Origin of the sequence: Acidovorax sp. LjRoot118, assembly GCF_964253575.1 — a bacterium.
In the GTDB taxonomy this organism is placed as follows: domain Bacteria; phylum Pseudomonadota; class Gammaproteobacteria; order Burkholderiales; family Burkholderiaceae_C; genus Acidovorax.
Genome location: NZ_CAXURB020000001.1, coordinates 5,386,080 through 5,410,104 on the forward strand (window position 1 = coordinate 5,386,080; position 24,025 = coordinate 5,410,104).

At 66.5% G+C, this 24,025-nt stretch carries 20 protein-coding genes; 3 read left to right on the forward strand and 17 right to left on the reverse strand.

What is annotated here, in order from left to right:
• Positions 1-19 precede the first annotated feature (19 nt).
• Positions 20-325: a hypothetical protein gene (locus tag ACSQ9E_RS25280; protein ID WP_057200082.1), complete on the reverse strand. Its 306-nt coding sequence runs from the start codon at positions 323-325 to the stop codon at positions 20-22.
• Positions 326-588: 263 nt separating this feature from the next.
• Here ACSQ9E_RS25280 and ACSQ9E_RS25285 point away from each other — a divergent pair, with 263 nt between their 5' ends.
• From ACSQ9E_RS25285 to ACSQ9E_RS25295, 3 genes are all read left to right on the forward strand, one after another.
• Complete coding sequence (locus tag ACSQ9E_RS25285; RefSeq protein ID WP_057200081.1) at positions 589-1,212, forward strand: outer membrane beta-barrel protein; 624 nt, start codon at positions 589-591, stop codon at positions 1,210-1,212.
• Between the two features lie 142 nt (positions 1,213-1,354).
• Complete coding sequence (locus ACSQ9E_RS25290) at positions 1,355-2,560, forward strand: acetyl-CoA C-acetyltransferase (protein ID WP_057200080.1); 1,206 nt, start codon at positions 1,355-1,357, stop codon at positions 2,558-2,560.
• A 23-nt stretch (positions 2,561-2,583) separates the two neighbouring features.
• Positions 2,584-4,749 carry a 3-hydroxyacyl-CoA dehydrogenase NAD-binding domain-containing protein gene (locus ACSQ9E_RS25295; RefSeq protein ID WP_436220265.1) on the forward strand — a complete coding sequence of 722 codons (2,166 nt, stop codon included), beginning with the start codon at positions 2,584-2,586 and terminating at the stop codon, positions 4,747-4,749.
• Positions 4,750-5,544: 795 nt separating this feature from the next.
• Here ACSQ9E_RS25295 and ACSQ9E_RS25300 read toward each other — a convergent pair.
• The 16 genes from ACSQ9E_RS25300 to ACSQ9E_RS25375 form a co-directional block, all read right to left on the reverse strand.
• Entirely contained in the window at positions 5,545-6,321 is a 777-nt protein-coding gene (locus ACSQ9E_RS25300) for an enoyl-CoA hydratase (RefSeq protein ID WP_436219496.1), read from the reverse strand.
• Positions 6,322-6,410: 89 nt separating this feature from the next.
• Positions 6,411-7,280 (reverse strand): acyl-CoA thioesterase, encoded by an 870-nt coding sequence (locus tag ACSQ9E_RS25305; protein ID WP_436219497.1) that lies wholly within the window; start codon positions 7,278-7,280, stop codon positions 6,411-6,413.
• 27 nt (positions 7,281-7,307) lie between these two features.
• A complete protein-coding gene (locus ACSQ9E_RS25310) occupies positions 7,308-8,192 on the reverse strand; it encodes an alpha/beta hydrolase family protein (protein ID WP_436219498.1) in 885 nt (294 codons plus the stop codon).
• Positions 8,193-8,398: 206 nt separating this feature from the next.
• Positions 8,399-9,598 (reverse strand): acetyl-CoA C-acyltransferase, encoded by a 1,200-nt coding sequence (locus ACSQ9E_RS25315; protein WP_436219499.1) that lies wholly within the window; start codon positions 9,596-9,598, stop codon positions 8,399-8,401.
• A 15-nt stretch (positions 9,599-9,613) separates the two neighbouring features.
• The gene (locus tag ACSQ9E_RS25320; protein ID WP_436219500.1) at positions 9,614-10,129 is read right to left on the reverse strand and encodes a DUF4442 domain-containing protein; all 516 of its coding nucleotides are present in this window, start codon (positions 10,127-10,129) and stop codon (positions 9,614-9,616) included.
• Positions 10,130-10,143: 14 nt separating this feature from the next.
• Positions 10,144-12,564, reverse strand: coding sequence for a 3-hydroxyacyl-CoA dehydrogenase NAD-binding domain-containing protein (locus tag ACSQ9E_RS25325; protein ID WP_436219501.1), 2,421 nt, complete (start codon positions 12,562-12,564; stop codon positions 10,144-10,146).
• A 90-nt stretch (positions 12,565-12,654) separates the two neighbouring features.
• The gene (locus ACSQ9E_RS25330; protein ID WP_057200075.1) at positions 12,655-13,095 is read right to left on the reverse strand and encodes a DUF2147 domain-containing protein; all 441 of its coding nucleotides are present in this window, start codon (positions 13,093-13,095) and stop codon (positions 12,655-12,657) included.
• A 47-nt stretch (positions 13,096-13,142) separates the two neighbouring features.
• A complete protein-coding gene (locus ACSQ9E_RS25335; protein WP_057200074.1) occupies positions 13,143-14,939 on the reverse strand; it encodes an acyl-CoA dehydrogenase C-terminal domain-containing protein in 1,797 nt (598 codons plus the stop codon).
• A gap of 5 nt (positions 14,940-14,944) precedes the next feature.
• Positions 14,945-15,679 (reverse strand): TetR/AcrR family transcriptional regulator, encoded by a 735-nt coding sequence (locus tag ACSQ9E_RS25340; RefSeq protein WP_436219502.1) that lies wholly within the window; start codon positions 15,677-15,679, stop codon positions 14,945-14,947.
• Positions 15,680-15,815: 136 nt separating this feature from the next.
• The gene (gene slmA / locus ACSQ9E_RS25345; RefSeq protein ID WP_305745096.1) at positions 15,816-16,484 is read right to left on the reverse strand and encodes a nucleoid occlusion factor SlmA; all 669 of its coding nucleotides are present in this window, start codon (positions 16,482-16,484) and stop codon (positions 15,816-15,818) included.
• A 178-nt stretch (positions 16,485-16,662) separates the two neighbouring features.
• A complete protein-coding gene (locus ACSQ9E_RS25350; protein WP_436220266.1) occupies positions 16,663-18,114 on the reverse strand; it encodes an ATP-binding protein in 1,452 nt (483 codons plus the stop codon).
• Between the two features lie 69 nt (positions 18,115-18,183).
• Entirely contained in the window at positions 18,184-18,876 is a 693-nt protein-coding gene (locus ACSQ9E_RS25355) for a response regulator transcription factor (RefSeq protein WP_057200070.1), read from the reverse strand.
• 16 nt (positions 18,877-18,892) lie between these two features.
• Complete coding sequence (argB, locus tag ACSQ9E_RS25360; protein WP_057200069.1) at positions 18,893-19,783, reverse strand: acetylglutamate kinase; 891 nt, start codon at positions 19,781-19,783, stop codon at positions 18,893-18,895.
• Positions 19,784-19,947: 164 nt separating this feature from the next.
• The gene (locus ACSQ9E_RS25365; RefSeq protein ID WP_057200068.1) at positions 19,948-21,048 is read right to left on the reverse strand and encodes an MraY family glycosyltransferase; all 1,101 of its coding nucleotides are present in this window, start codon (positions 21,046-21,048) and stop codon (positions 19,948-19,950) included.
• A gap of 196 nt (positions 21,049-21,244) precedes the next feature.
• A complete protein-coding gene (locus ACSQ9E_RS25370) occupies positions 21,245-22,630 on the reverse strand; it encodes a TolC family outer membrane protein (RefSeq protein WP_436219503.1) in 1,386 nt (461 codons plus the stop codon).
• Positions 22,631-22,634: 4 nt separating this feature from the next.
• Positions 22,635-23,993: an HlyD family type I secretion periplasmic adaptor subunit gene (locus ACSQ9E_RS25375; protein WP_436219504.1), complete on the reverse strand. Its 1,359-nt coding sequence runs from the start codon at positions 23,991-23,993 to the stop codon at positions 22,635-22,637.
• Between the last annotated feature and the right edge of the window lie 32 nt (positions 23,994-24,025).

Here is a 24,025-nt window from a genome sequence, read left to right on the forward strand (position 1 = left end):
AAGAGCTTGGTTGCTGCTCCTACAGGAGCCAGGTCTCGCGGATCTCTTCGGGGCTGAGCTTGCGCGGGGCCGGCGCGGTTCCGCGCACCTGCAGCCAGTCGCGCACGCCATCGCGGCCGCTGAGACCGCGCACCAGCAAGAGTCCCGCAGCAATCCCGCGTGCGGCTGCTGCACCGCGGCTGGGGGCCATGAATGCCGACACGGCCAGCCCTGCGCCTGCGGCCAGCGCCAGATGGTGCTCCAGGAAAAAGCCCGAGCGCGCGTCGTCGTACTCGATGGCGTCGCGCGCCAGGAGTTGCAGGGATTCAGAAAGGGTTTTTGCCATGTTCTGGATTGTCGAGGATCAGAAAGCAGCCAGTGTCCACAGGGTACGGCACGATCTGCCAATGTCGGCAGCGCGTCCCCTGCAGGCCCGGCCCGGAAGACAACAGGATAGCGCGTTGACAGCGCAGCTCCCTGCAGGCCAAGTCCTACAAACTCCGCTTACCAAATCCCACGTGCTGTTACAGATGGGCCGCATAAATTGGGAAGTGAGGCGCCCTGCGCGTGCGGGCGCCGAGAACGGTGTCCTCTTTCCAGGAGACTTCCATGAGACATGTACGGCGCAGCACTTCCCCCTGGCTCATTGCCGCCATCAGCGGCGCCCTCTTCGGCGTGGTGTGCGGCATGGCCCGAGCGCAGGCGCCAGCCGATGCGCCCATGTCCTCGCGCTCGGTGCTGCCCTTCACCCAGTCCGGCTATATCGGCCTGTCGGGCGGGCGTTCCCAGTACGACCTGGCAACGGGGCCCGCAGGCCTGGCCTACGACGACACCGACACGGCCTGGAAGCTCAGCGCCGGCGGGTACTTCCACCGCAATGTCGGGGTCGAGGTCGGCTACCTCGATTTCGGCCGCGCTTACCGGCTGGACGGCCGCACCAAGGCCCAGGGCATCAACCTGAGCCTGGTGGGACGCGCACCGATAGGCGAGCGCCTGGAGCTGTTCGCCAAGGCCGGCACCACCTACAGCCGGACCTCCACCTCCGCGCAGCCCGTGTACGGCCTGCGCGCCGGCAAGAACAGCGGCATGGGCCTGTCCTACGGCGTCGGCGCCAGTTGGGGCTTTACACCGAACATTGCTGCCGTGCTGGAATGGGAGCGCCATCGCCTGCGCTTCTCGGACGACACCGCCCCCGCCGACATGGCCACCGTGGGCGTGCGCTACAAGTTCTGAACCCCGGCACACCGGGCGCCGCGCTCCGCCCCAGCAGCGGCTGTCGTCCCCCTGCGTTCTCCAGCTGTCACCATTTATACAAAGCGGGTGATCTGCATAAAGCTGTCCCGCCCTATACTGCGGCGACAACTGGAGACACGCCATGACACAAGCCTATGTGTTCGATGCCATCCGCACGCCGCGGGGCAAGGGCAAGAAGGACGGCAGCCTGCACGAGGTCAAGCCCATCAGCCTGCTCACCGGCCTGCTGGCCGAGCTGCACCGCCGCCACCGCTTCGATACCGCTGCGGTGGACGACATCGTGATGGGCATCGTTTCACCCGTGGGCGAACAAGGCTCGGTTTTGCCCAAGGTGGCGGCACTCAAGGCGGGTTGGGACTTCCGCGCCTCGGGGCTGCAGGTCAACCGCTTTTGTGCGTCGGGCCTGGAGGCCGTGAACCTGGCGGCACAAAAGGTGCGCTCGGGCTGGGAAGACCTGGTGGTGGCCGGAGGCGTGGAGAGCATGAGCCGCGTGCCCATCGGCTCGGACGGCGGCGCCTGGGCGCAGGACCCGGACACCAACTCGGCCACCCTGTTCGTGCCCCAGGGCATCGGCGCTGACCTGATCGCCACGCTCGACGGTTTCACGCGCTCCGACGTCGATGCCTATGCCGTCGAATCCCAGCGCCGCGCCGCCGCCGCCCGTGCAGCAGGGTACTTCAAGCAATCCGTGGTGCCCGTCCAGGACTTCCTGGGCCTGCCCATCCTGGAGGAGGACGAGTTCATCAAGCCGCAGACCACGCTGGAGGGGCTGGCCGCGCTCAAGCCCTCGTTCGAGCAACTGGGCGGCATGGGCTTCGATGCCGTGGCGCTGCAGCGCTACCCCGAAGTCGAGCGCATCCACCATGTGCACCATGCGGGCAATGCCTCGGGCATCGTCGATGGCGCGGCGGCGGTGCTGATCGGCAACGAGGCCGCCGCCGCAGCCCATGGGCTCACGCCCCGCGCGCGCATCGTGGCCACGGCGCTCAGCGGGGCCGACCCGACCATCATGCTCACCGGCCCCATGCCCGCCGCACGCAAGGCGCTGGCCCGCACCGGCATGACCATCGACCAGATCGACCTGTTCGAGGTCAACGAGGCCTTTGCCGCCGTGCCCATGCGCTTCATGCGCGAGCTGGGCGTGCCGCACGAGAAGGTCAACGTCAACGGCGGCGCCATCGCCATGGGGCACCCGCTGGGGGCCACGGGCGCCATGATCCTGGGCACGCTGATCGACGAACTGCACCGCCGGCAACTGCGTTATGGCCTGGCCACCCTGTGTGTGGGCGGCGGCATGGGCATTGCCACCATCGTGGAGCGCGTGTGATGACGATGACGACGGAGAACACCATGCAGACCATCCGCTACGAACTCCTCGACGCCGCCGACGGCAAGGTGGCGCTCATCACCTTCGACGAACCGGACTCCAGCGTCAACACCATGTGCCGCCAGTGGCAGGCCGACCTGGGCGAGGCCACGGCCCGTGTGGTGGCCGACCGCGCCCAGCTCAAGGGCGTGGTGCTGGCGTCGGCCAAGACCAGCTTCTTCGCGGGCGCGGACCTCAAGGCCACCATGCGGCTCAAGCCGGCCGATGCGCCCACGGCCTTCGGCGAAATCGAGCGCATGAAGCAGCACTTTCGCACGCTGGAGACCCTGGGCATCCCGGTGGTCAGCTGCCTCAACGGTGCGGCCCTGGGCGGCGGCTGGGAGGTGGCGCTGGTGGGCCACTACCGCATCGCGGTGGACAACCAGCGCATCCTGTTCGGCCTGCCCGAGGTGACTTTGGGCCTGATGCCGGGCGCCACGGGCATCACCAAGATGACCCGCCTGCTCGGCCTGATGGGTGCGCAGCCCTATCTGCTCGAAGGCAAGCTCTTCAACCCGCGCGAGGCGCTGGAGCTGCAGCTGGTGCACGAGCTGGTGGCCACGCCCGAGCAATTGCTGCCCGCCGCGCTGGCACGCATCGCCACGCACCCGCATTCTGTGCAGCCCTGGGACGACAAGAACCACAGGATGCCCGGCGGCACGCCCGCCAACCCCAAGGTGGCTGCGGCGCTGAGCGTGGCGCCGGCCATGCTCAAGAAGACCACGCGCGGCCGCTACCCGGCGCCCGAGGCCATCCTGGCCACCATGGTCGAAGGCGCCATCGTCGACTACGACACCGCACTGCGCATCGAAAGCCGCTACCTCGCGCGCCTGATGACCGGGCCGGTCGCGCGCAACATGATCAACACGTTCTTCTTCGACATGAACGCGATCAAGAGCGGCCAGTCGCGCCCCGGCCAATCCCCGCGCTACAAGCCGCAGAAGGTCGGCATCCTGGGCGCCGGCATGATGGGCGCGGGCATCGCCTGGGCCCAGGCCAGCCTGGGCATTGCCACAGTGCTCAAGGATGTCACGCAGGAGAAGGCCGACGCCGGGAAGGCCTACAGCGCCAAGCTCTCGCAGGCGCTCGTGGACAAGGGCCGCATGGAAGCCACGGCGCAGCAGGCGCTGCTCGGCAAGATCAAGGCCACCGCCGATGCCGCCGACTTGGCCGGTTGCGACCTGGTGATCGAGGCGGTGTTCGAGAGCCGCGAGCTCAAGGCGAACGTGACGCGCGAGGCGGAGCTCCAGCTCGCCGACGGCGGCTTCTTCGCGAGCAACACCTCGACCCTGCCCATCACCGGCCTGGCCCAGGCCAGCAGCCGGCCCGCGAAGTTCGTGGGCATCCACTTCTTCAGCCCCGTGGACAAGATGAAGCTGGTGGAGATCATCCGCGGCAAGGAAACCGACGACGAGACCGTGGCGCGTGCGTTCGACTACGTGCAGGCCCTGGGCAAGGTGCCCATCGTGGTCAACGACTCGCGTGGCTTCTATACCAGCCGCACCTTCGGCACCTACGTGATGGAGGGCGCGGCCCTGCTCGGCGAGGGCGTACCCGCCGCGCTGATCGAGAACGCGGCGATGCAGGCCGGCATGCCGGTGGGGCCGCTGGCCGTGCTGGACGAGACGGCGCTGACCTTGAGCGTGCATGTGCTGGACCAGACCCGTGCGGACTACGCGGCAGAGGGCCGCAGCTACCAGGCCACGGCCGGGGAGTTGCTGGTGGAGCGCATGGTCAAGGAGCTCAAGCGCCCTGGCCGTGCGGGTGGGGGCGGGTTCTATGACTACCCTGCGGGCGGTCGCAAGCAGTTGTGGCCTCAGCTGCGTTCGCTGTTCGAGAAGGCGCCGGCTGCAGGTTCCGAGGTTCTGGGCGTTCAGGAGATCCAGGATCGGTTGCTGTACCGGCAGGCGGTGGAGACGGCGCGGTGCCTGGCGGAGGGGGTGCTCACGAGTGTGCACGATGCGAATATCGGGTCGATCTTCGGGATCGGGTTTCCGGCGTGGACTGGGGGGGCGATGCAGTTCATCTATGGAACTGGGATCGAAGTTTTCCTTGCGCGGGCGGATGAGTTGGCGCAGCGGTTCGGGCCTGGGTTTGCGCTGGATGCTGCGGCGCGCTCGGCCATTGAGCGGTTTCAGCCTCGGAATTGAGTGTCGTTTTCCAGCCGCGTGCCTTTGCTGAGGGCGGAGGCCGGGGTGTGCGCCCGGCGGCGCACCCACCTTCTTTTGCGTCGCCAAAAGAAGGTGGGCCAAGAAAAGGCGACCCCCAGTCTGCGTCCCCCGTTCGCCCTGTCGGGCGAACGGGGGCAACCTGCGATGCTCGGATCTGGGGTGGTGCCGCAGAACTCGCTGCGTTCTTCGAACTCCGCTCAAACAGCTGCGGCAAGTCAGTTCACGAAGTGCGTGTGTCCTTCGGCACACGCACCCACCCCAGCTCCTGCGCTTCTCGGCGCAGCCAGCAGGGGTGGGGAGCGGGGACAAAGACGGCTGCTGCTTCGCAGCTGCGCCTGGGTCGGGGACGCGCGCGTTGCGCGCTGCCGACAGCTGGGGCGTGATTGCCCTGGCGAGCCGAGCGCAGCGAAGGACCACAGGCCGAGCGAAGCAATGGCCCGTGTGGAGCCCGTTCCCGCCCCCTTCTGACCGTGCCGAGAAGCGCAGGGCCTGGGGTGAGCGCGTGCCGAAGGACACGCGCATCGTGAACTGACTCACCGCGGTTGTTCGAGCGGAGTTCACCCGAAGGGGGAACGCAGCGAGTTCCGCGGTGCACCCCAGGGCCGAGCATCGCAGGCTGCCCCAATCGCCGCCAGGCGAGTGGGGACACGGGCAGCGGGGTCGCCTTTCTTTGGGGTACCTTTCTTTGGCGACTCAAAGAAAGGTACCTCGGCCGCCGGGCCGAGACCCGGCCTCCGCCCTCAGAAAAGCACAGAAGCAACCACCATCACAACATCAGGCCTTGCTGAAGTCAGACTTGCGCTTCTCCATGAACGCCGAAAACGCCTCCCGCGCAGCAGGCTCGCGCAGCATGCGCCCAAAGCTCGCGCCCTCTTCCGCCATGCGCTCCAGCACCGGCTGAATCTGCCCCTTCTTCATCAACCGCTTGGTCTCGATCAACGCAGACAAGGGCTTCGCAGCCAGCTTCTTCGCCTGCGCCTGCGCAATGCCATTGCACTCAGTCGGCGGCACCACGCGGTTCACCAGGCCCACTTCCAACGCAGCCTCGGCCATGAACGGCTCGCCCAGCAGCAGCGCCTCGGCCGCACGGTGGTAGCCCATCATCTGCGGCACCAGCAGGCTCGACGCCGCCTCGGGGCACAGGCCCAGATTCACGAAGGGCATGGAGAACGCCGCGTTGTCACCCGCGTAGACCAGGTCGCAATGGAACAGCATGGTCGTGCCGATGCCCACGGCCGGGCCGCAGACGGATGCGATGACGGGCTTGGGGAATGCGGCAATGCCGTGCAGGAAGCGGAACACCGGCGAGTCCTGCGCGGCCGGTGGCTGTTGCAAGAAGTCGCCGATGTCGTTGCCGGCGCTGAAGATCGCCACATCGCCCTGGAACACCACCACGCGCACGGCAGCGTCCGCTTCGGCGGCAACCAGCGCATCGGCCATGGCCGCGTACATGGTGGTGGTGATGGAGTTTTTCTTGTCCACCCGGTTGAAGGTGATGGTGGTGACACCGGCTTCGGTGTGGACGAGGATGTCTTGGGTGGATGCAGTCATGGCGGGAATCTCGGGGTTTGGGATGAATGGGGCATCGAAGGACGGATGCGCGCGCAGGATGCTAACGCCCCCTGCCCGCCTTGCATCCATCATTCCTTGTAGTAGACGATCTGGTGGCTCGTGGCCAGCATGGTGCCGGCCTCGTTCCACAGCTGGGCGGTCTGGTCGAAGAAGCCGTTGCGGAACTCCTGGCCGCGCGCCTGGCCCAGCAGGTGGCCGGTGCCGGTGGCTTGCAATTGCTCCGCACTGGCGTGGAAATACACGGTGATGGAAACCGTACCGGCCGGCACGCGGCGTGCGCGGCGCAGCCAGACGCGCGGGTAGAACACATCGGCCAGGGCGGCGAGCGACAGAAAATCCAACGGCCGTGGTGGCGCATCGCGCATCCACAACTGCGTCGTGCTGTGGTCTCCGCTGCCATCCCAGGTGTTGGGGATGGGACCTTTCAAGGGGCGCATTTCGTAGCGGTTGATCCACTCCACCCCTTGCCGGGCAATGGGCGCCAGCTCGCCGGGCGGCGTCACCTCGGGCATGGGCAGATCGCCCACGCTCCAGGTCTCGCGGCGCACGGCCGTCACCGCCGTGCCGGTGGTGGTGACCACCAGCGCACCCTCGCCATCGGCCTGCAGGATGGACAGTGTCCAGTGCTGGGTGGAGCGGTTGGTGCGCACGGGCACGGCCTGGATGGTGAAGGCGCCCTCCACCAAGGCGCCCGCGTAGTTGACCGTGAGCGACAGGGGATCGCCCAGCCGGTCCGGGTGCAAAAGGATGGCATTCAGCAGGCTGGCCGCCGTGACACCACCAAACGGACCGACCATGTTCCAGTAACCGGGGTGGGTCTGACCCTGGTACTGCCCCGGGACATCGCCGCTGGCGGACAGCTGCAGCGCTTGGTCGAGCGGGTGGTCGGCGGATACTGAAGGCGCGTCGCTGCCTTGCGGGGTCGTGGTGCTGGTCATGCGCTGAGTGTGCCGCGAATTACGGGACTACACCGTCGTGCCGGTGACTGTGGCCGCACCCAGCCCCGCCAGCAAGGCCGCCGCCGCGCGCGGCCACAGGCTGCTGCTGAACTGGTCGCGAAAGAAACCGAAATGCCCGATGCGGCGCACCTGCAGATCCGCCGGGGTGATGCTCTCCACCCGGCGCTCGGTGTTCGCATACAGGTTGACCAGGTTGTGCGTGCCGCGCAGCGTCATGAGCTCGTCGTCGCTCATCGACAGGGCCAGCACCGGAAAGCGCACCGCCCCATAGCTCTGCGCCACGGCAGCCCCTTCGGCCCCCACGCTGTAGGCCGGGTTCAGGCACCAGCGGCGCCACTGCATGATCACGCCGGCCGGCAGGTCGCCCACCTTCTTGAGCGTGCGCCCCGGAAAATAACCGCACAGCCGCGTGGCCAGCGGCACCAGCACCCACCAGAAATATGGAACGATGCGCTTGAGCTGCGGCGCATTGTCGCGCCAGTACCCACTGCCCGCCGCCACGCTGAGCAGCCCATCGACCTGCGCCGGGTTGCGCAACAGCCCCGGCAACTGTGCACCCAGGCTGTGCCCCAGCAGGTACAGCGGCGACGCAGGCAGCGCCGCCTTGGCAGCCGAAATCACGGCCTCGTAGTCCTGCGCCCAGTCGAACAGATCCGCCTTCACGGCCCGCATAGGACCCTGCAGCGAATCCCCATGCCCCCGGTAGTCGAACGTGGTGACCCGAAACCCCTGCTGCGCCAACCAGCGCGCAAACGCTTCATAAAACGCCTGCCGCACCCCCATGGCCCCGCCAATCACGACGCTGGCGCGAGCGGCAACACCGCCCTCGGGCTCGTACACGCGCAGCGCCAACGGCACCCCGCCAACCACCTGCAAAGTCTGCTTGTCCATGTCCGTCTCCTGTGAAGACCGATCTGCGCCGGTTCAATGGAAAACACTTCAAACAATCCCGCTCTTCAAACCCCGCCCTCAAGGGCGTAGCGAGCGGGATGAGCTGCTAGGCGGACGGAGCGGAGCCACCGGAACGTACTTGAAGTACGTGAGGATGGCGAGCACCGCCCAACGACGCAGATCGCCCGCTCGGTAGCCAGCCAACATCAAACAGATTCGAAGATGCCGGCGGCTCCCTGTCCCATGCCTACGCACATGGTCACCATGCCGTACTTGAGCTTGTTGCGCTTGAGCGCATGTACCACCGTGGCCGAGCGGATCGCCCCCGTCGCCCCCAGCGGATGCCCCAGCGCAATGGCGCCCCCCATCGGGTTGACCTTCGATGCATCGAGCCCCAGCGTGTTCATCACCGCCAGCGACTGCGCCGCAAAGGCTTCGTTCAGTTCGAACCAGTCGATGTCCTCGTGCTTGAGGCCGGCGTAGCGCAGCGCCGCAGGGATCGCCTCGATCGGGCCGATGCCCATGATGTGCGGCGGCACGCCCTTGGCGGCATAGCTCACGAAGCGCGCCAGCGGCGTCAGGCCGAAGCGCTTCACGGCGGCCTCGCTGGCCAGGATCAGCGCACCGGCGCCATCGCTGGTCTGCGAGCTGTTGCCGGCCGTGACGGAGCCGCGCGCGGCGAACACCGTCTTGAGCTTGGCCAGGCCTTCGAGGGTGGTGTCGGGGCGGGCGCCCTCGTCCAGGCTCACGGTGCGGCTCTTGGCGATCGACTCGCCGGTTTCGAGGTTGGCCGTGCGGTCGGTCACTTCGATGGGCGTGATTTCGTCGGCGAAGTAGCCCGCCTTCTGCGCGGCCAGGGCCTTCAAGTGCGACTGCAGCGCAAACTCGTCCTGCGCGTCGCGGCTGACCTTCCACTGCTGGGCCACCTTCTCAGCCGTGAGGCCCATGCCGTAGGCAATGCCCACATCGCCTTCGCGCTCGAAGATCGAGGGCGACAGCGAGGGCGAGTTGCCCATCATGGGCACCATGCTCATGCTTTCCACACCGGCGGCGATCATCACGTCGGCCTCGCCGACGCGGATGCGGTCGGCCGCCATCTGCACGGCCGACAGGCCCGATGCGCAAAAGCGGTTGACGGTGATGCCACCCACGCTGGTGGGCAGGCCGGCCAACACGGCGCCGATGCGCGCCACGTTCAGGCCCTGCTGGGCTTCGGGGATCGCGCAGCCGCAGATGATGTCCTCGATGGCCTTGGGATCAAGGCCGGGCACTGCGGCCAGCGCTGCCTTGAGCGTGGTCGCCAGCAGGTCGTCAGGCCGGGTGTTGCGGAAGAAGCCGCGGTGCGAACGCCCGATGGGCGTGCGCGTGGCAGCAACGATGTAGGCTTCCTGGACTTGTTTGGCCATGGTGGTGAAACTCCTTCAATTCTTGGCTGGGCGGCTGGAGGGAATCCAGGCCCAGGTAAATGCACATTCGACCGGCTCGGCGCCGGCCTCATCGGTCACGGTGACGGCGACCTGGACCTCGCCCTTGTCACTGGCCTGCATGGCGGCGCGCTGCTCGGCGCTGAGCACGGCCACGGCCTTGAGGCCGCCCGTGGCGCGCTTGCGAAAGGCCATGCTGAGCTCCTTGGCCAGCGGGATGCAGTCGTCGCGCACGTTCATGCCCACGACCATGCCCGTGGCCGTCTCGGCCAGCAGGTTCATGGCCGAGGCGTGCACGCCGCCGATGTGGTTCTGTACCCGGTGGTCGTTGGCCAGGTGCACCTCGACCCGTTCGGGCGTGAGCGACACGAACTTCACCCCGGCCGTGCCCGTGAAGGGCACTGCGCGGCGCAGGATGATGTTCTGCACGAAGCCGCGCATGAAGGCCGGGGCTTCGTCCAGCCGCATCAGCGAGCGCTGCAGCTTGTTCGGGGCGCGGTTGGATTCGCTCATGGTGGCCTGATCCATCAGTTGCGCACGGGCTTGCCGGTGGACAGCATCCCGAGGATGCGCTCCTGCGTCTTGGGGTGCTCGATGAGCGCGCAGAACGCCTTGCGCTCCAGCGTCATCAGGTACTCCTCGCTCACCAGGGTGCCGGCATCCACGTCACCGCCACAGACCACTTCGGCGATCAGGCTGGCGATGTGGAAGTCGTGCTGGCTGATGAAGCCACCGTCGCGCATGTTGACCAGCGAGCCCTTGATGGTGGCGATGCCGCTGCGGCCGACCACCGGGAACAAGCGCTTGGCGGGCGCACGCCAGCCGCCCTTGGCCAGGGACTTGGCCTCGTTGATGGCCACGAACAGCAGCTCGTCCTTGTGCGGCACGATCACGTCGCTGTCAAGCAGGTAGCCGAGCTTGCGCGATTCGAGCGCGCTGGTGCCCACCTTGGCCATGGCCGCAGCGGTGAAGCCTTCGGTCAGGAAGGGCAGGATGTCCTTGCCCGTGGAGGTGGCGGCGTTCTCGGCCGCGCGGCGGGCGATGTAGGTCAGGCCGCCGGCACCCGGCACCAGACCCACGCCGACTTCGACCAGGCCGATGTAGCTCTCCATGTGCACCACGCGGCGGGCCGAGTGCACGGCCAGCTCGCAGCCACCGCCCAGTGCCAGGCCGCGCACGGCAGCGACCACCGGCACGTTGGCATAGCGGATGCGCAGCATGGTGTTCTGCAGCTCGGCTTCTGCCCCTTCGATGGCGCTCACGCCGGCCACCATGAAGGCGGGCAGCATGGCCTGCAGGTCGGCACCGGCGCTGAAGGGTTCGTCGCCCGACCAGATCACCACGCCTTCGTAGTCCTTCTCGGCGATGTCCACGGCCTGGGCCAGGCCTTCGGCCACGTCGGGACTGATGGCATGCATCTTGGTCTTGATGCTGGCGATCACGATGCCGGTGCCGGGCGCGCGGTCCGCGCCTTCCAGCGTCCACAGGCGGATGGCGTCGTCCTCGTGCAGCGTGGTGCCGGCGGTGGCGAAGTCGGGCAACGCCTCACCGAGCAGCTTCTCGGGGAAGTGCTGGCGCTCGTACACGGGCAGCGCACGGCGCGCGATGAACTTCTGCGCCGATGCGCTCCACGAGCCCTGTGCGGTGTGCACGCCACCGGCCTCGGCCACGGGGCCCTTGAACACCCACTCGGGCAGCGGCGCCTTGGACAGGGCCTTGCCGGCGTCGATGTCTTCCTGGATCATCTTCGCCACGTCGAGCCAGCCGGCTTCCTGCCACAGCTCGAAGGGGCCTTGCTTCATGCCGAAGCCCCAGCGCATGGCCTGGTCCACGTCGCGCGCATTGTCGGCGATGGTGCCAAGGTGCACTGCGGCGTAATGGAAGCTGTTGCGCAGGATGGCCCACAGGAACTGGCCCTGCGCGCCTTCGGCATTGCGCAGCAGGCGCAGTCGCTCGGCAGCGGGCTTTCGGAGCATGCGGCCGTACACCTCGTCGGCCTTCTGGCCGCCGGGCACGTATTCTTCGCTCTCCAGGTCAAAGCGCAGCACGTCGCGCCCGACCTTCTTGTAGAAGCCGGCCTTGGCCTTCTGGCCCAGGTTGCCCAGTTCCAGCAGCTTTTGGAGCACGGCGGGCGTGCCGAAGCTGGCGTAGAACGGGTCGCTCTTGTCGTCCAGGTTGTCCTGCAGCGTCTTGATGACGTGGGCCATGGTGTCGAGGCCCACCACGTCGGCGGTGCGGAAGGTGCCGCTCGACGCGCGGCCGAGCTTCTTGCCCGTGAGATCGTCCACCACGTCGTAGGTCAGGCCGAAGTTCTCGACTTCTTTCATGGTCGCCAGCATGCCGGCAATGCCCACGCGGTTGGCCACGAAGTTGGGCGTGTCGTGGGCGCGCACCACGCCCTTGCCCAGGCCGCTGGTGACGAAGGCTTCGAGCTGGTCGAGCACTTCGGGCGAGGTCGTGGGCGTGTTGATCAGCTCCACCAGCACCATGTAGCGCGGCGGGTTGAAGAAGTGGATGCCGCAAAAGCGCGGCTTGATGCTCTCGGGCAGCGCCTCGGAAAGCTTGGTGATCGACAGGCCCGAGGTGTTCGATGCCACGATGGCATGCGGCGCGACGAAGGGCGCGATCTTCTTGTACAGGTCGAGCTTCCAGTCCATGCGCTCAGCAATGGCCTCGATGATGAGGTCGCAGTCGCGCAGTTGCTCCAGGTGCTCTTCGTAGTTGGCCTGGCCGATCAGCGCGGCGTCGTCCGCCACGCCCAGGGGCGAGGGCTTGAGCTTCTTGAGGCCTTCGACGGCACGGGTGACGATGCCGTTCTTCGGGCCTTCCTTGGCCGGCAGGTCGAACAGCACCACGGGCACCTTGACGTTGACCAGGTGCGCAGCGATCTGCGCGCCCATCACGCCCGCGCCCAGCACGGCGACTTTCTTCACTTGGAATCTTGACATCGGTATTTCTCCTGGGGGGCGGCAGCGTCGTGGCGCCTCCGTTGTTGCACACGCCGGCAGGGGCCGGTGCGTGCGGTTGTCTTTCTTTGCTTACTGGACCCGCACCCAGGTCTGCGTGCGGCCAAAGGGGCCGATGGAGCCGCGCACCTCGAGCTTCTTGCCGCCCTCGATGGGTGCCATGCGCAGCGTGTAGTTGCGGCCGTTCTCTGGGTCGAGAATCTTGCCGCCCTCCCACACGTCCTTGCCATCGGCCTTCTTGGCGCCGCGGATGAGCTCCAGGCCCAGCAGCGGCTTGCCCTTGCGGTCATCGCTGCACTCCGCGCACACCTCGTCGGGCTTGGCGTCCTTGGCCAGGCGCTTTTCCAGCACGCCGGTCAGGGCACCGCCACCCGCGTCGCGGATGCGGATCTCGGCCTTGGCCTCGCCGGTCTTGTCGTCAACGTTGCGCCACAGGCCTTCGGGCGTCATCTGCGCCCAGGCCGGTGCCGCGAGGGCGACGAACGCAAGGGCGGCTGTTGCTGCTTTGTACATGGACGCTGCTCCGTAGTTCAAGAGGTCGGGATCCGAAGGCCAGCGACTCAAGCCAGGGCCAGGTCGGTGTCCATCAGCACCTTGCTGCCGGCGCGGGCCGTGCGCATCAACGTCGCCGTCTCGGGGAAGAGCTTGGCGAAGTAAAAGCGTGCTGTCTGCAGCTTGGCCTGGTAGAACGGGTCGGTGTTGCCGGCAGCGATCTCACGCAGGGCGACCTGGGCCATGCGGGCGAACAGGTAGCCGAACACCAGATGGCCAGCCACGCGCAGGTAGTCCACAGCGGCAGCACCCACTTCGTCGGGGTTCTGCAGGCCCTTGAAGCCGATCTCGGTGGTGAACTTGGTCATCTGGTCGGCCAGATAGGCGACGGGGTTGATGAACTCGGCCATCTTCTCGTTCACGCCTTCTTCCTCGACCAGCTTGCCCACCAGCTTGCCGAACTTCTTGAGCGAGGCGCCGTTGTTGCCCAGGATCTTTCGGCCCAGCAGGTCCAGCGACTGGATGGTGTTGGTGCCTTCATAGATCATGTTGATGCGGTTGTCGCGCACATACTGCTCCATGCCCCATTCCTTGATGAAGCCATGGCCGCCGAAGACCTGCATGCACGCATTGGTGGCAATGTGGCCGTTGTCGGTGATGAAGGCCTTGACGATGGGCGTGAGCAGGGCCACGAGCTCCTCGGAGTCCTTGCGCACCTTCTCGTCGGCGTGGCCGTGGGCCTTGTCCAGCAGCAGCGTGCAGAAGATCTGCAGCGCGCGGCCGCCTTCGGCATAGGCCTTGGCCGTGAGCAGCATCTTGCGCACGTCGGGGTGCACGATGATCGGATCGGCATCCTTGTCCTTGGCCTTGGTGCCCGACAGGCTGCGCATCTGGATGCGGTCCTTGGCGTAGGCCAGGGCGTTCTGGTAGGCCACTTCGGTCAGGCCCAGCGACTGGTTGCCCACGCCCAGGCGGGCGGCGTTCATCATCACGAACATGGCGGCCAGGCCCTTGTTGGGCTGACCCACCAGGGTGCCGATGGCGCCGTCGATGGCGATCTGCGCGGTGGCGTTGCCATGGATGCCCATCTTGTGCTCCAGGCCGGTGCAGAAGATCGGGTTGCGCTCGCCCAGCGAGCCATCGGCATTGATGTTGAACTTGGGCACCACGAACAGGCTGATGCCCTTGCTGCCCTTGGGCGCATCGGGCAGGCGTGCCAGCACCAGGTGGACGATGTTGGCGGCCATGTCGTGCTCGCCGGCCGAGATGAAGATCTTGTTGCCGGTGATCTTGTAGCTGCCGTCGGCCAGGGGTTCGGCCTTGGTGCGCAGCAGGCCCAGGTCGGTACCGCAGTGGGGTTCGGTCAGGCACATGGTGCCGGTCCACTCGCCGCTGGTGAGCTTGGGCAGGTACAGGGCCTTTTGCGCGTCGGTGCCGTGCGCGTGCAGTGCCTCATAGGCGCCGTGCGACAGGCCGGGGTACATGGTCCAGGCCTGGTTGGCCGAGTTCATCATCTCGTACAGGCACTGGTTGAGCACGAACGGCAGGCCCTGGCCGCTGTAGGCGGGGTCGCAGGAAAGAGCCGCCCAGCCGCCTTCGACGTACTTGGCGTAGGCGTCCTTGAAGCCCGTAGGGGTCTTCACCTCATGCGTGGCCTTGTCCAGCACGCAGCCTTCGGTGTCACCGCTGATGTTGAGCGGGAAGATGACCTCGGCAGCGAACTTGCCGGCTTCTTCGATCACGGCATTGATGGTGTCCACATCCACCTCGGCATGGGCCGGCAGGGCCTTCAGTTCGTCGCTGACCTTGAGCACTTCGTGCATGACGAATTGCATGTCGCGCAGGGGCGGCGTATAGCTGGGCATGGGGGTTACTCCTTGGATATGGTGGTTTGGTTGGAAACTTTGCGGCGTGCCGCAGCGGGTGCTGCGGCCACAGGTGCGGATGCCTGCGCGCTGTAGCGCGCCAGGATGTTGCGAAAGCCCGTGACGGAGCGCGCCATGGAGCCGGGGGTTCGCAGAAAGCGCGCCTCGTAGTGCAGCGCGAGGATCAGGCCGTGGATCTCGAAGAGCATCTGCTCCTCATTGGTGTCAGGGCGCAGCTCACCGCACTCCTTGCACTGTTCGATGGCCCGGCGCATGGCGGCCAGCCAGGTGAGGACCGAGCTGGCAAGCGCGTCGCGCACGGGGCCGTTGCGGTCATCGAACTCGACCGCGCCACTGATGTAGATGCAGCCCGAATCTATCTCGATCGAGGTGCGCTTCATCCAGTTGTCGAACAATGCACTCAGGCGGCCCACGCCGCGCGGCGCCGACATGGCGGGGTAGAACACTTCCTGCTCGAAGCGCGTGTGGTATTCGCGGATGACGGAGATCTGCAACTCCTCGCGCGAGCCGAAGTGGGCGAACACGCCCGACTTGCTCATGCCCGTCACGTCGGCAAGTGCGCCAATCGACAGGCCTTCAAGCCCGATGTGCGTGGCCAGACCCAGCGCCGCCTCGACGATGACCGCCTTGGTATGCTGGCCTTTTTGCAGGGCGCGCCCCGTACCGCTGCGGGCGCGGGGGATGCGGGTGACCGCAGGAGAGTCGGAGGTGGCGGGCATGCGTGCAAATAAAAACGAACGTTCGTACTATTCTGCAGCAAATTCGCCCCACCGCCAAAAGCCTCTCCAAAAATAGGGAGACCGCACCAAAACTCTGTTGCACCGCAGCGACCTGCGGGCGCTGCGCCAATGGCGCTTACTTCTGGATCATCAGCGCCAGGCTGGCGTCGAGGTGTTCGGTGGGCATGCGGCGAAAGCCCGAGCGCGCATAGCGCTGCAGGCGCCCCAGCGCAAACGCGGTGAGCACGCTGGCGGCCACCTGGGCGTCGACCGTGGGCGTGGCGGATGCTGCGCTGGCCGGCCGCAGGCACTGGCGCAGCGTGGACTCGATGCGGTCGAAGAACTGGTTCATGCGCTGCTGCAGGCGCTCGTGCTCGAACACCAGCGCATCGCCCACCATCACACGCACCATGCCCGGATTGCGCTCGCCGAACTGCAAAATCACCGCGACGATGCGGGCCGTCTGGCGCAGGCCCACTTCGGCCGGCTGGTCCGGATCGGGCACGTCGCGACCCGTGATCTGCTGCACGAGTGTGAACACGGACTGCTCGATGAAGTCGATCAGCCCCTCGAACATCTGCGCCTTGCTGGCGAAATGGCGGTACAGCGCGGCCTCGCTGACGGACAGCCGTGCCGCCAGTGCGGCGGTGGTGATGCGCTCCGCCCCCGGCTGCTCCAGCATGGTGGCCAGCATTTGCAGGATCTGCACCCGGCGCTCACCGGGCTTGGGCCGCTTGCGCGCGGCAGGGCTGTCCCCTGCATCGGCGGTGCTGGCTGGCTCGGGAGGCGTGAAAAGATCGGACATGCGCAAAGAGGAAGTGAGTACGCCCCGGGGCTGGCAGCCCCAGAGCCCTGGGGCCTGTGGTCCCCACCACCTGGAACGCATGCCGGGGTAACAGCATGCCCAGTCTGCGGCAGGGCGTAAATCATGTATGGAAATGATTCTCGCACAGCCCCTGGGGAGCCCCAGGCAAGCAGCCCCGCTAGAGCGGAAACACCACAGTCACCACCAGGCCACGGCCTTGCACGCCGGTGCTCAGGGTCAGCGAGGCGCGGTGTACGCGGGCGATCTCGTCGGCAATCGCCAAGCCCAGGCCCGTGCCCTCCCCCACCGTGCCCGGCACCCGGTAAAAACGCTGCATCACCCGGGTGCGCTCGGCATCGGGTACGCCGGGGCCGTCGTCTTCCACCTGCAGAAAAACGCGCGGCGGCCCGCTCTTGCCCTGGCGCATGCCGCAGCGGATCGTGACAATGCCCGAGGGCGGGGTGTACTTGATGGCGTTGTCCACCAGGTTCGACAGCAACTCGCGCAGCAGCCAGCCGTGACCCGTGACGTGCACGGGTTGCACCTCCAGGCCCAGGTCCAGGCCCTTGCCGGTGGCGGGGTCGAGAAAGGTTTCGAGCAGGGTCTCGCACAGGTCCTTGAGGTCCACGCGCTGCGGCTGCTGGGCATCAAGGCTGCGCGCATCGGCGCGCGACAGGGCGAGCAACTGGTGCGCCAGCTGCGAGGTGCGGCGCGTGGCATTGCGCAGCTTCTCGATCTGGTCCACGCCCAGCACGATGGCGCCCTGGGTACGGCCGTCGGTGGACACGGGGCCCTTCTTGTCCAGGCCAGTCGATGGCTGCCGCTGGGGCGCAGCCGCCTTGGCCATCATGGCCCAGGCCTCGACCTGGGCCTGCAGGCCTGCGAGCGGCGTGCGCAGCTGGTGTGCGGCGTCGGCCACGAAGCGGCGCTGCCCTTCGGCCTGGGCATTGACCAGGGCGAACAGGCGGTTGAGCGAGTGCACGAGCGGCCGCACCTCGGACGGCGAGGAGGCTTCGTCGATGGGACTCAGGTCGCGCGGCGAGCGGTGCTCCACGGCTTCGGCCAGGTCCACCAGCGGCTTGAAGGCCTGGCGCACAGCCCAGTGGATGGCCAGCGCGGCGGCGGCCACCAGCACCAGGTTGGGCAGCAGCACGCGCAGCAGCAGTTGCTGGGCCCATTGCTGGCGCGGGTCGGAACCATCGGCCAGGGCCACCACCATCTCGCCGGCCCCCGTGCGCCCGCGCTGCACGGCAACGCGGTAGGTCACGCCGCCGTACTCCATGCTGTGGAACTCGGGCGCCTGGGTGGTGGGCACGGCGCTGTGCACCCAGTCGTCGCCCAGCAGCAGCTTGCCCGCAGGGTCGCGCACGCTGTAGCCCGAGAAGCCCGCGTTCTGGCGCAGAAAGTCCTCCAGCGGCGGGGCCAGCAGCAGCAGGGGCGGATCGTTGTCGCGAATGGCCGGGGCCAGCACCGAATCGGACAGGGCGGGCAGCAGCCTGAGCAGGCGCTGGTCGTGCTGGCCGGCGGCCTCGTCCGCCGAGCGGTAGTCCAGCCAGACGCCGATGGTCGCCAGCGCGCACAGGGGCAGCACCAGCAGCAGCAGCAAGCGGTTGCGCAGGTCCGAGGTCATGGCACGCAGCCCGGGCCGACGCGCAGGAGGGAGCCGGGGTTCCATGGTCGGGGCTGTGAAAGAAGGGGTTCAGCCGGCCTGGAGTTCGAGCCGGTAACCGAACCCCCGGATGGAGCGCAGGGCCACGCCATGCGGCTCCAGCTTGCCACGCAGGCGGGAGACATACACCTCGACCGCGTTGGGCGTGATCTCCTTGTCCCAGCCGGTGAGCGCCTGCAGCAGCTTGTCCTTGCTGGCGGGCTTGGGCGCATTGATGAGCAGGTACTCCAGCACCGTCCATTCGCGCGGACCGAGTTCGATCACCTGCTCACCGGTATCGGAGCGGATGCTGGCGCGCCGGCCTGCCGTATCGAGCTCCAGGGGCCCGAAGCTGAGCACGGCGGTGGTGGCAGCCTGCGAGCGGCGCAGCAGGGCGCGCAGCCGCGCCAGCAGCTCGGGCAGTTCGAAGGGCTTGACCATGTAGTCATCGGCCCCCAGATCCAGCCCCTGCACCCGATCATGCAGGGCATCGCGCGCAGTGAGGATGAGCACGGGCATCGAAGGGCTGGCCATGTCCGGGCGGCGCAGGCGCCGCGTGAGCTCGAGCCCGTCCATGGCGGGCAGGCCGATGTCGATGATGGCCGCATCGAAGGATTCGACGCGCAGCACCTCTTCGGCGCGCTCGCCGCTGCCAACCCAGTCCACCGCGTAGCCGGCGTCAGACAGCCCCAGCTTGATGCCGCTGGCCACCATCACGTCGTCTTCGACCAGCAGCAGTCTCATTCCGTCACCAGGACCATCAATGGCTGCGGATCATCGTGCCGTAGGCCTGGTCGGTCAGGATCTCAAGCAGCATGGCATGGGGTACGCGGCCGTCGATGATGTGCACGGCGTGCACGCCGGCCTTGGCTGCGTCCAATGCGCCGGCGATCTTGGGCAGCATGCCGCCGGAGATGGTGCCGTCGGCAAACAGTGCGTCGATCTCGCGCGCCGTCAGGTCGGTGAGCAGCTTGCCCTGCTTGTCCAGCACACCGGGGGTGTTGGTCAGGAGCATCAGCTTCTCGGCCTGGAGCACGGTGGCCAGCTTGCTGGCGACCACGTCGGCATTGATGTTGTAGCTCTCGTTGTTTTCGCCGAAGCCGATGGGGCTGATCACGGGGATGAAGGCATCGTCCTGCAGTGCCTTGACCACGCTGGGGTCGATGGAGAGGATGTCGCCCACCTGGCCCACGTCGTGCTCGATGCTCGGGTCCTTGGTATCGAGCAGCTTGAGCTTTTGCGCGCGGATCATGCCGCCATCGCGCCCGGTGAGGCCTACGGCCTTGCCGCCGGCCTGGTTGATCAGGCCCACGATGTCCTGCTGTACTTCGCCGGCCAGCACCCACTCCACCACTTCCATGGTTTCGGCATCGGTCACGCGCATGCCCTGGATGAACTCGCCCTTCTTGCCCAGGCGGTTCAGGGCCGTCTCGATCTGGGGACCGCCACCGTGGACCACCACAGGGTTCATGCCCACGAGCTTGAGCAGCACCACGTCTTCGGCGAAGTCGGCCTGCAGGGCCGGGTCGGTCATGGCGTTGCCGCCGTACTTGATGACAATGGTCTTGCCATGGAACTTGCGGATATAGGGCAGCGCCTGGGCCAGTATTTCAGCCTTGTCGCGGGGCGCAATCGAGAGAAGATCGGTCATGGGGGCGTGCCATCAAGAGAAAACGAGGATGCGCAAATTGTGCCGCATTCGCGGGCCGGTCTGGCAAGCAGTGCCTGCGCGCCGTCCAAGGAACTGGCGCGGCCCATGCCACACCCCTTGCAAAGCCCCCGGGGAAGACGCGAAGCGTCTCAGGGGCCAGCCGGCTATCTACGCAGCCAGTCAGGTACCTTGAAGCGCACGATGGCCAGATAGGCCACCACGTAGCTGATGACGAAAAGCCAGCAGAAACCCATCAGCACCAAGGTGTTGTTCCAGAACAGGATAGCGGGCACCACGGTGAGCAGCGTGAAGCCCCACAGATAGGGCGAGGTGCGGTTGTTGCGCATGAGCACGCGGCGCGACTCGTCGTCGTGGAACACCCCGCGCACGATGCGCCGGTAGATCAGTTGGTGGAAATGCAGGGCGTCGGCCACCCCGGGCGAAACGCCGCGAACCGCCTTGCGGTAGATCGAGAACACGGTCTCCCAAACCGGGTAGATCAAGAGCAGCATGGGGAACCAGGGAGAGACATCGGCATTGCGCTGTACCAGGGAGATACTGGCCAGGGCAATGACGACGCCCCATACATAGGCCCCGCCATCGCCGGCAAACAGCATGCCTCGCGGGTAGTTCCACACCAGGAAGCCCCCTGTGGCGGCGGCGGTTGTGACCAGTAGCGCCGCCAGGGAGCGGTCCCCGACCTGCAGGGCCACGTGCGCCAGGGCCAGGCAGACGATGATGGCGACCATGCCGGCCAGGCCGTTGTAACCGTCGATGATGTTGAAGGCATGGGGCAGGCCCGCCACGGCCAGCACCACGATGGCCAGGCCCAGCCAGGGGCAGGCCGATAGCAGCATGTCAACCCAGGGCAAACCGATGCGGGGAACGGAAAGATCCAGCAGGAAGATGGCCAGGAGCCCCGAGGCGCCGGTCAGCGCCAGGCGGTAGCGCACGGCCAGCCGCTGGGTCATGTCTTCGGCAATGCCGCCGAGCACGGCGGGCAAGAGCACCAGCAACCAACTGCCAACCCACCAACCGAGCCGCAAGGAACCCGGGTCGCCCAGGAAGGACTGCAGCATGCCCAGGCCCCAGGCGCTTGCCAGGCCCAGCAGCAAGGCTGCGCCCCCCAACCGCGGTACGTCCCCCATGTGGAAACGCTGGGGCATGCCATTGCCATACGCAGATGCATGACCCCGCACCCAGCGTACGACGAACCCTGCAGCCATCGCCGCCACCAGAAAACCCACCACGGACAACCAGATCATGAGGCGCCAATCGTAACTGCAGGGACCGTGTCGTTGCGTAACCTCATGTACCCCGGCGTGCCGCCGGTCACACAATCCGTCCGTGCACCACACAACAGAAATGCGTCTCGCTTCGGATGAGGCACGCCGCGACGAGCCTCTCCCACTTGCCAGCGACCACCGGCATGCGAGGCATTTACGGGTCTACGGCTGCGGGTCAGAGGGCCAGCCAGGCATTGATTTCCGATACGCTGGCCGCACGCTCGTCCCCCGCCAGGGATTGCAGACGCAGGCGCGAGGCCACGTACAAGTACCGGGCCTGGGCCAGATCGCGCAGCGCCGTGGTCTTTTGCTGCTCGGCATTCAGCACGTCGAGCGTGGTGCGGGCGCCGGCCTTGAACGACATCTGGTTGGACAGCACGGCCTGCTCGGCCGAGCGCACGGCTTGCTCCAGGGCGCTGATGCGCAGTACGCCCTCGGTCATTCCGCGGAATTCGCGGTGCACCCGCACGCTCAGATCCAGGCGCGTGGCCTCCAGCAGCTCACGGGCCCGCTCTGCACTGGCGACCGCCTGGCGCACCGTGGAGTTGACATAGCCACCGGAATAGATCGGAACGGTCAGTTGCAAGCCTATGGACTTGTTGTCATAGCGCGAATTCACGTTGGTCACGCTGTCGCTGCTGTTGCGCGACCACTGCGCCACCGCATCCAGCGTAGGCTTGTGCCCGGCCTTGGCCTTGTCGATCTCGAAGGTCGAGGCCTCCAGCCGCGCTCGCAGGGCCTTCACATCAGGGCTGGCCTGCTCGGCACGGGCAATCCAGTCTTCCACCAGGCTGGGAGTGGGCGCCCCTGGCGTGAAACGCGCCAGATCCAGCCGCGCTAGGGTGCCCAGCGGCTGCCCCGTGATGGTCTCCAGCTTGCGGCGGGTGAACTCCACGTTCTGCTGGACTTCGAGCTCCTGCGCATAGGTCAGGTCCAGCCGGGCCTGGGCCTCGTCGATGTCGGTGCGCGTGCCACTGCCTGCCGCAAAGCCCTTCTTGGCCGCATCGAGCTGGGTGGTGTAGGTGCTTTTCTGCGAGCTGACAAGAGCGAGTTGCTCCTCGGCCAGCAGGGCTTCGAAGTAGGCTTCGCCCACACGCACCACGAGACTCTGCTCGGCGCTTTCCAGCGTGGCATCCGCATCCTTCACCACCGCCTCGGCCTGCTTGACCAGCGCGCCGATGAACGGGCGGTACAGCGGCTGGCGAATGGTCAGCCCCTGGTTGCCGCTGTAGTACTTGTTATCTGTCGTGACCGGCTGACCCAGAATGTTCTGGGTTTCGCTGGTGAGGTCGTTCTTGTTGCGGCCCGCAGTGAAAGAAACGTTGGGCAGCCGCTGCGCCTTCGCCTGGGGCAGTTGCTCGCGGTTGGCATCGGCCGCGGCACGCGAGGAGCGGATGGTCGCATCGTTGGCCAGCGCGGCTTCATAGGCCTGGCGCAGGTCGATGGACCAGGCGGGCGCGGCCGCCAGCAGCCCGGCCACGGCAGCGGCCATGCAGGTCAGGCGGGATGCATATCCGCGCCGGGCGCTGCCCGCAGGCAGGATGGCATATTGCAAAGTCATTGCATCACTCCTCGGTCATGGACGCCGCCAGCCGCTTGGTCAGCGGGTGCAGCAGGTAGGTCAGCATCGAGCGTTCGCCAGTCTTGAAGATGACCTCCACAGGCATGCCCGGTTGCAATTGGCGCGTACCCAATTTCTTGAGGCCTTCGGGCGTCACTTGGATGCGCGCCAGGTAATAGCTGACATTGGTTTGCGGCTCGACCAGCAAATCGGCGGAGATTGAAACCACCTTGCCCCCCACCACCAATTGGGGCGAATGGGCAAAGGACGAGAACCGCACATCCACCGGCAACTCGGAACGCACGCGGTCAATCAGGTGCGGAGCCACATGCGCCTCCAGCAGCAGCGAGGCATCCTTGGGGACGATGTCCATGAGCTTTTGACCCGGCGAAATAACGCCGCCCACAGTCTGGACAGCAAGGCCCACCACTTGGCCGGATGCAGGCGCCTTGATTTCGGTGCGCCCCAGGTCATCAGTGACAGCATGCAGTTTTTCGTTGTCCGACAGCACTTCGCGGCTGACCTCGGCCAACTGGGTTTCCACTTCTTTGCGGTACTCCTGCTGGCGTGACATGGCACGCTGGCGCAACTCGCCAATAGCGCGGCGACCGCGGATCGTATTGCCCACCAAGTCGGCAATTGCTGTGCTGGAGTCCGCGACCATGCGCTCCATCTCTAACTGGCGGTTGCGTGGTGCATAGCCTTCCTTGACCAGACCACGCAGATTACCCAACTCTTCATTGATCAGCGACAACTGGCTCTTGCGGCTGGCCAGCATGCCGTCATAGGCCTGCAGCAGACCCTCCTGGCCCTGGATGTTTTCTTCGATGGATTGCAGGTCGGAGCGCAGCAGGCTGCGCCGGGTCATGAACAACTGCTCCTGGTTCTGCATCTGCTGCCGGATCAGCGGGTCCGATGCCGCAGCCTGAAGGTCGGCGTGATAGCTGATGCTTGCGAGGCCACCCTGCTCTGCCAGCAATCGCCCCTGCATCGCGCGCAGACCGAGGTAGCGCTGACGCACAGATTCATAGTTGGCCTTTGCCACAGCCGAATCCAGGCGGATCAGCAACTGACCCTCCTTGACTTCGTCTCCTTCGCGCACCAGCACCTCCTTGACGATGCCGCCACTCAGGTGCTGCACCGCCTTGCGCTTGGTGTCGATGGCAACAATACCTGCGGCCGGAACGCCTTCGTCCAGAGGAGCAAAGGCGGCCCACAGCAGAAAGCCACCAAAGCCAATTGCCAGAGCCCACAGGCCCAATCGGCCCGGCCGAGAAGAGCTCCCGGGCGAATCCGTGGCCGCTTCGTCGGCGTCGAACGAAGCCTCCGGCTTTTTATTCAAAGGAAACAGTGATTTGACCATGTCAGTACCCGACAGAAAGAGGGTTCAATAAA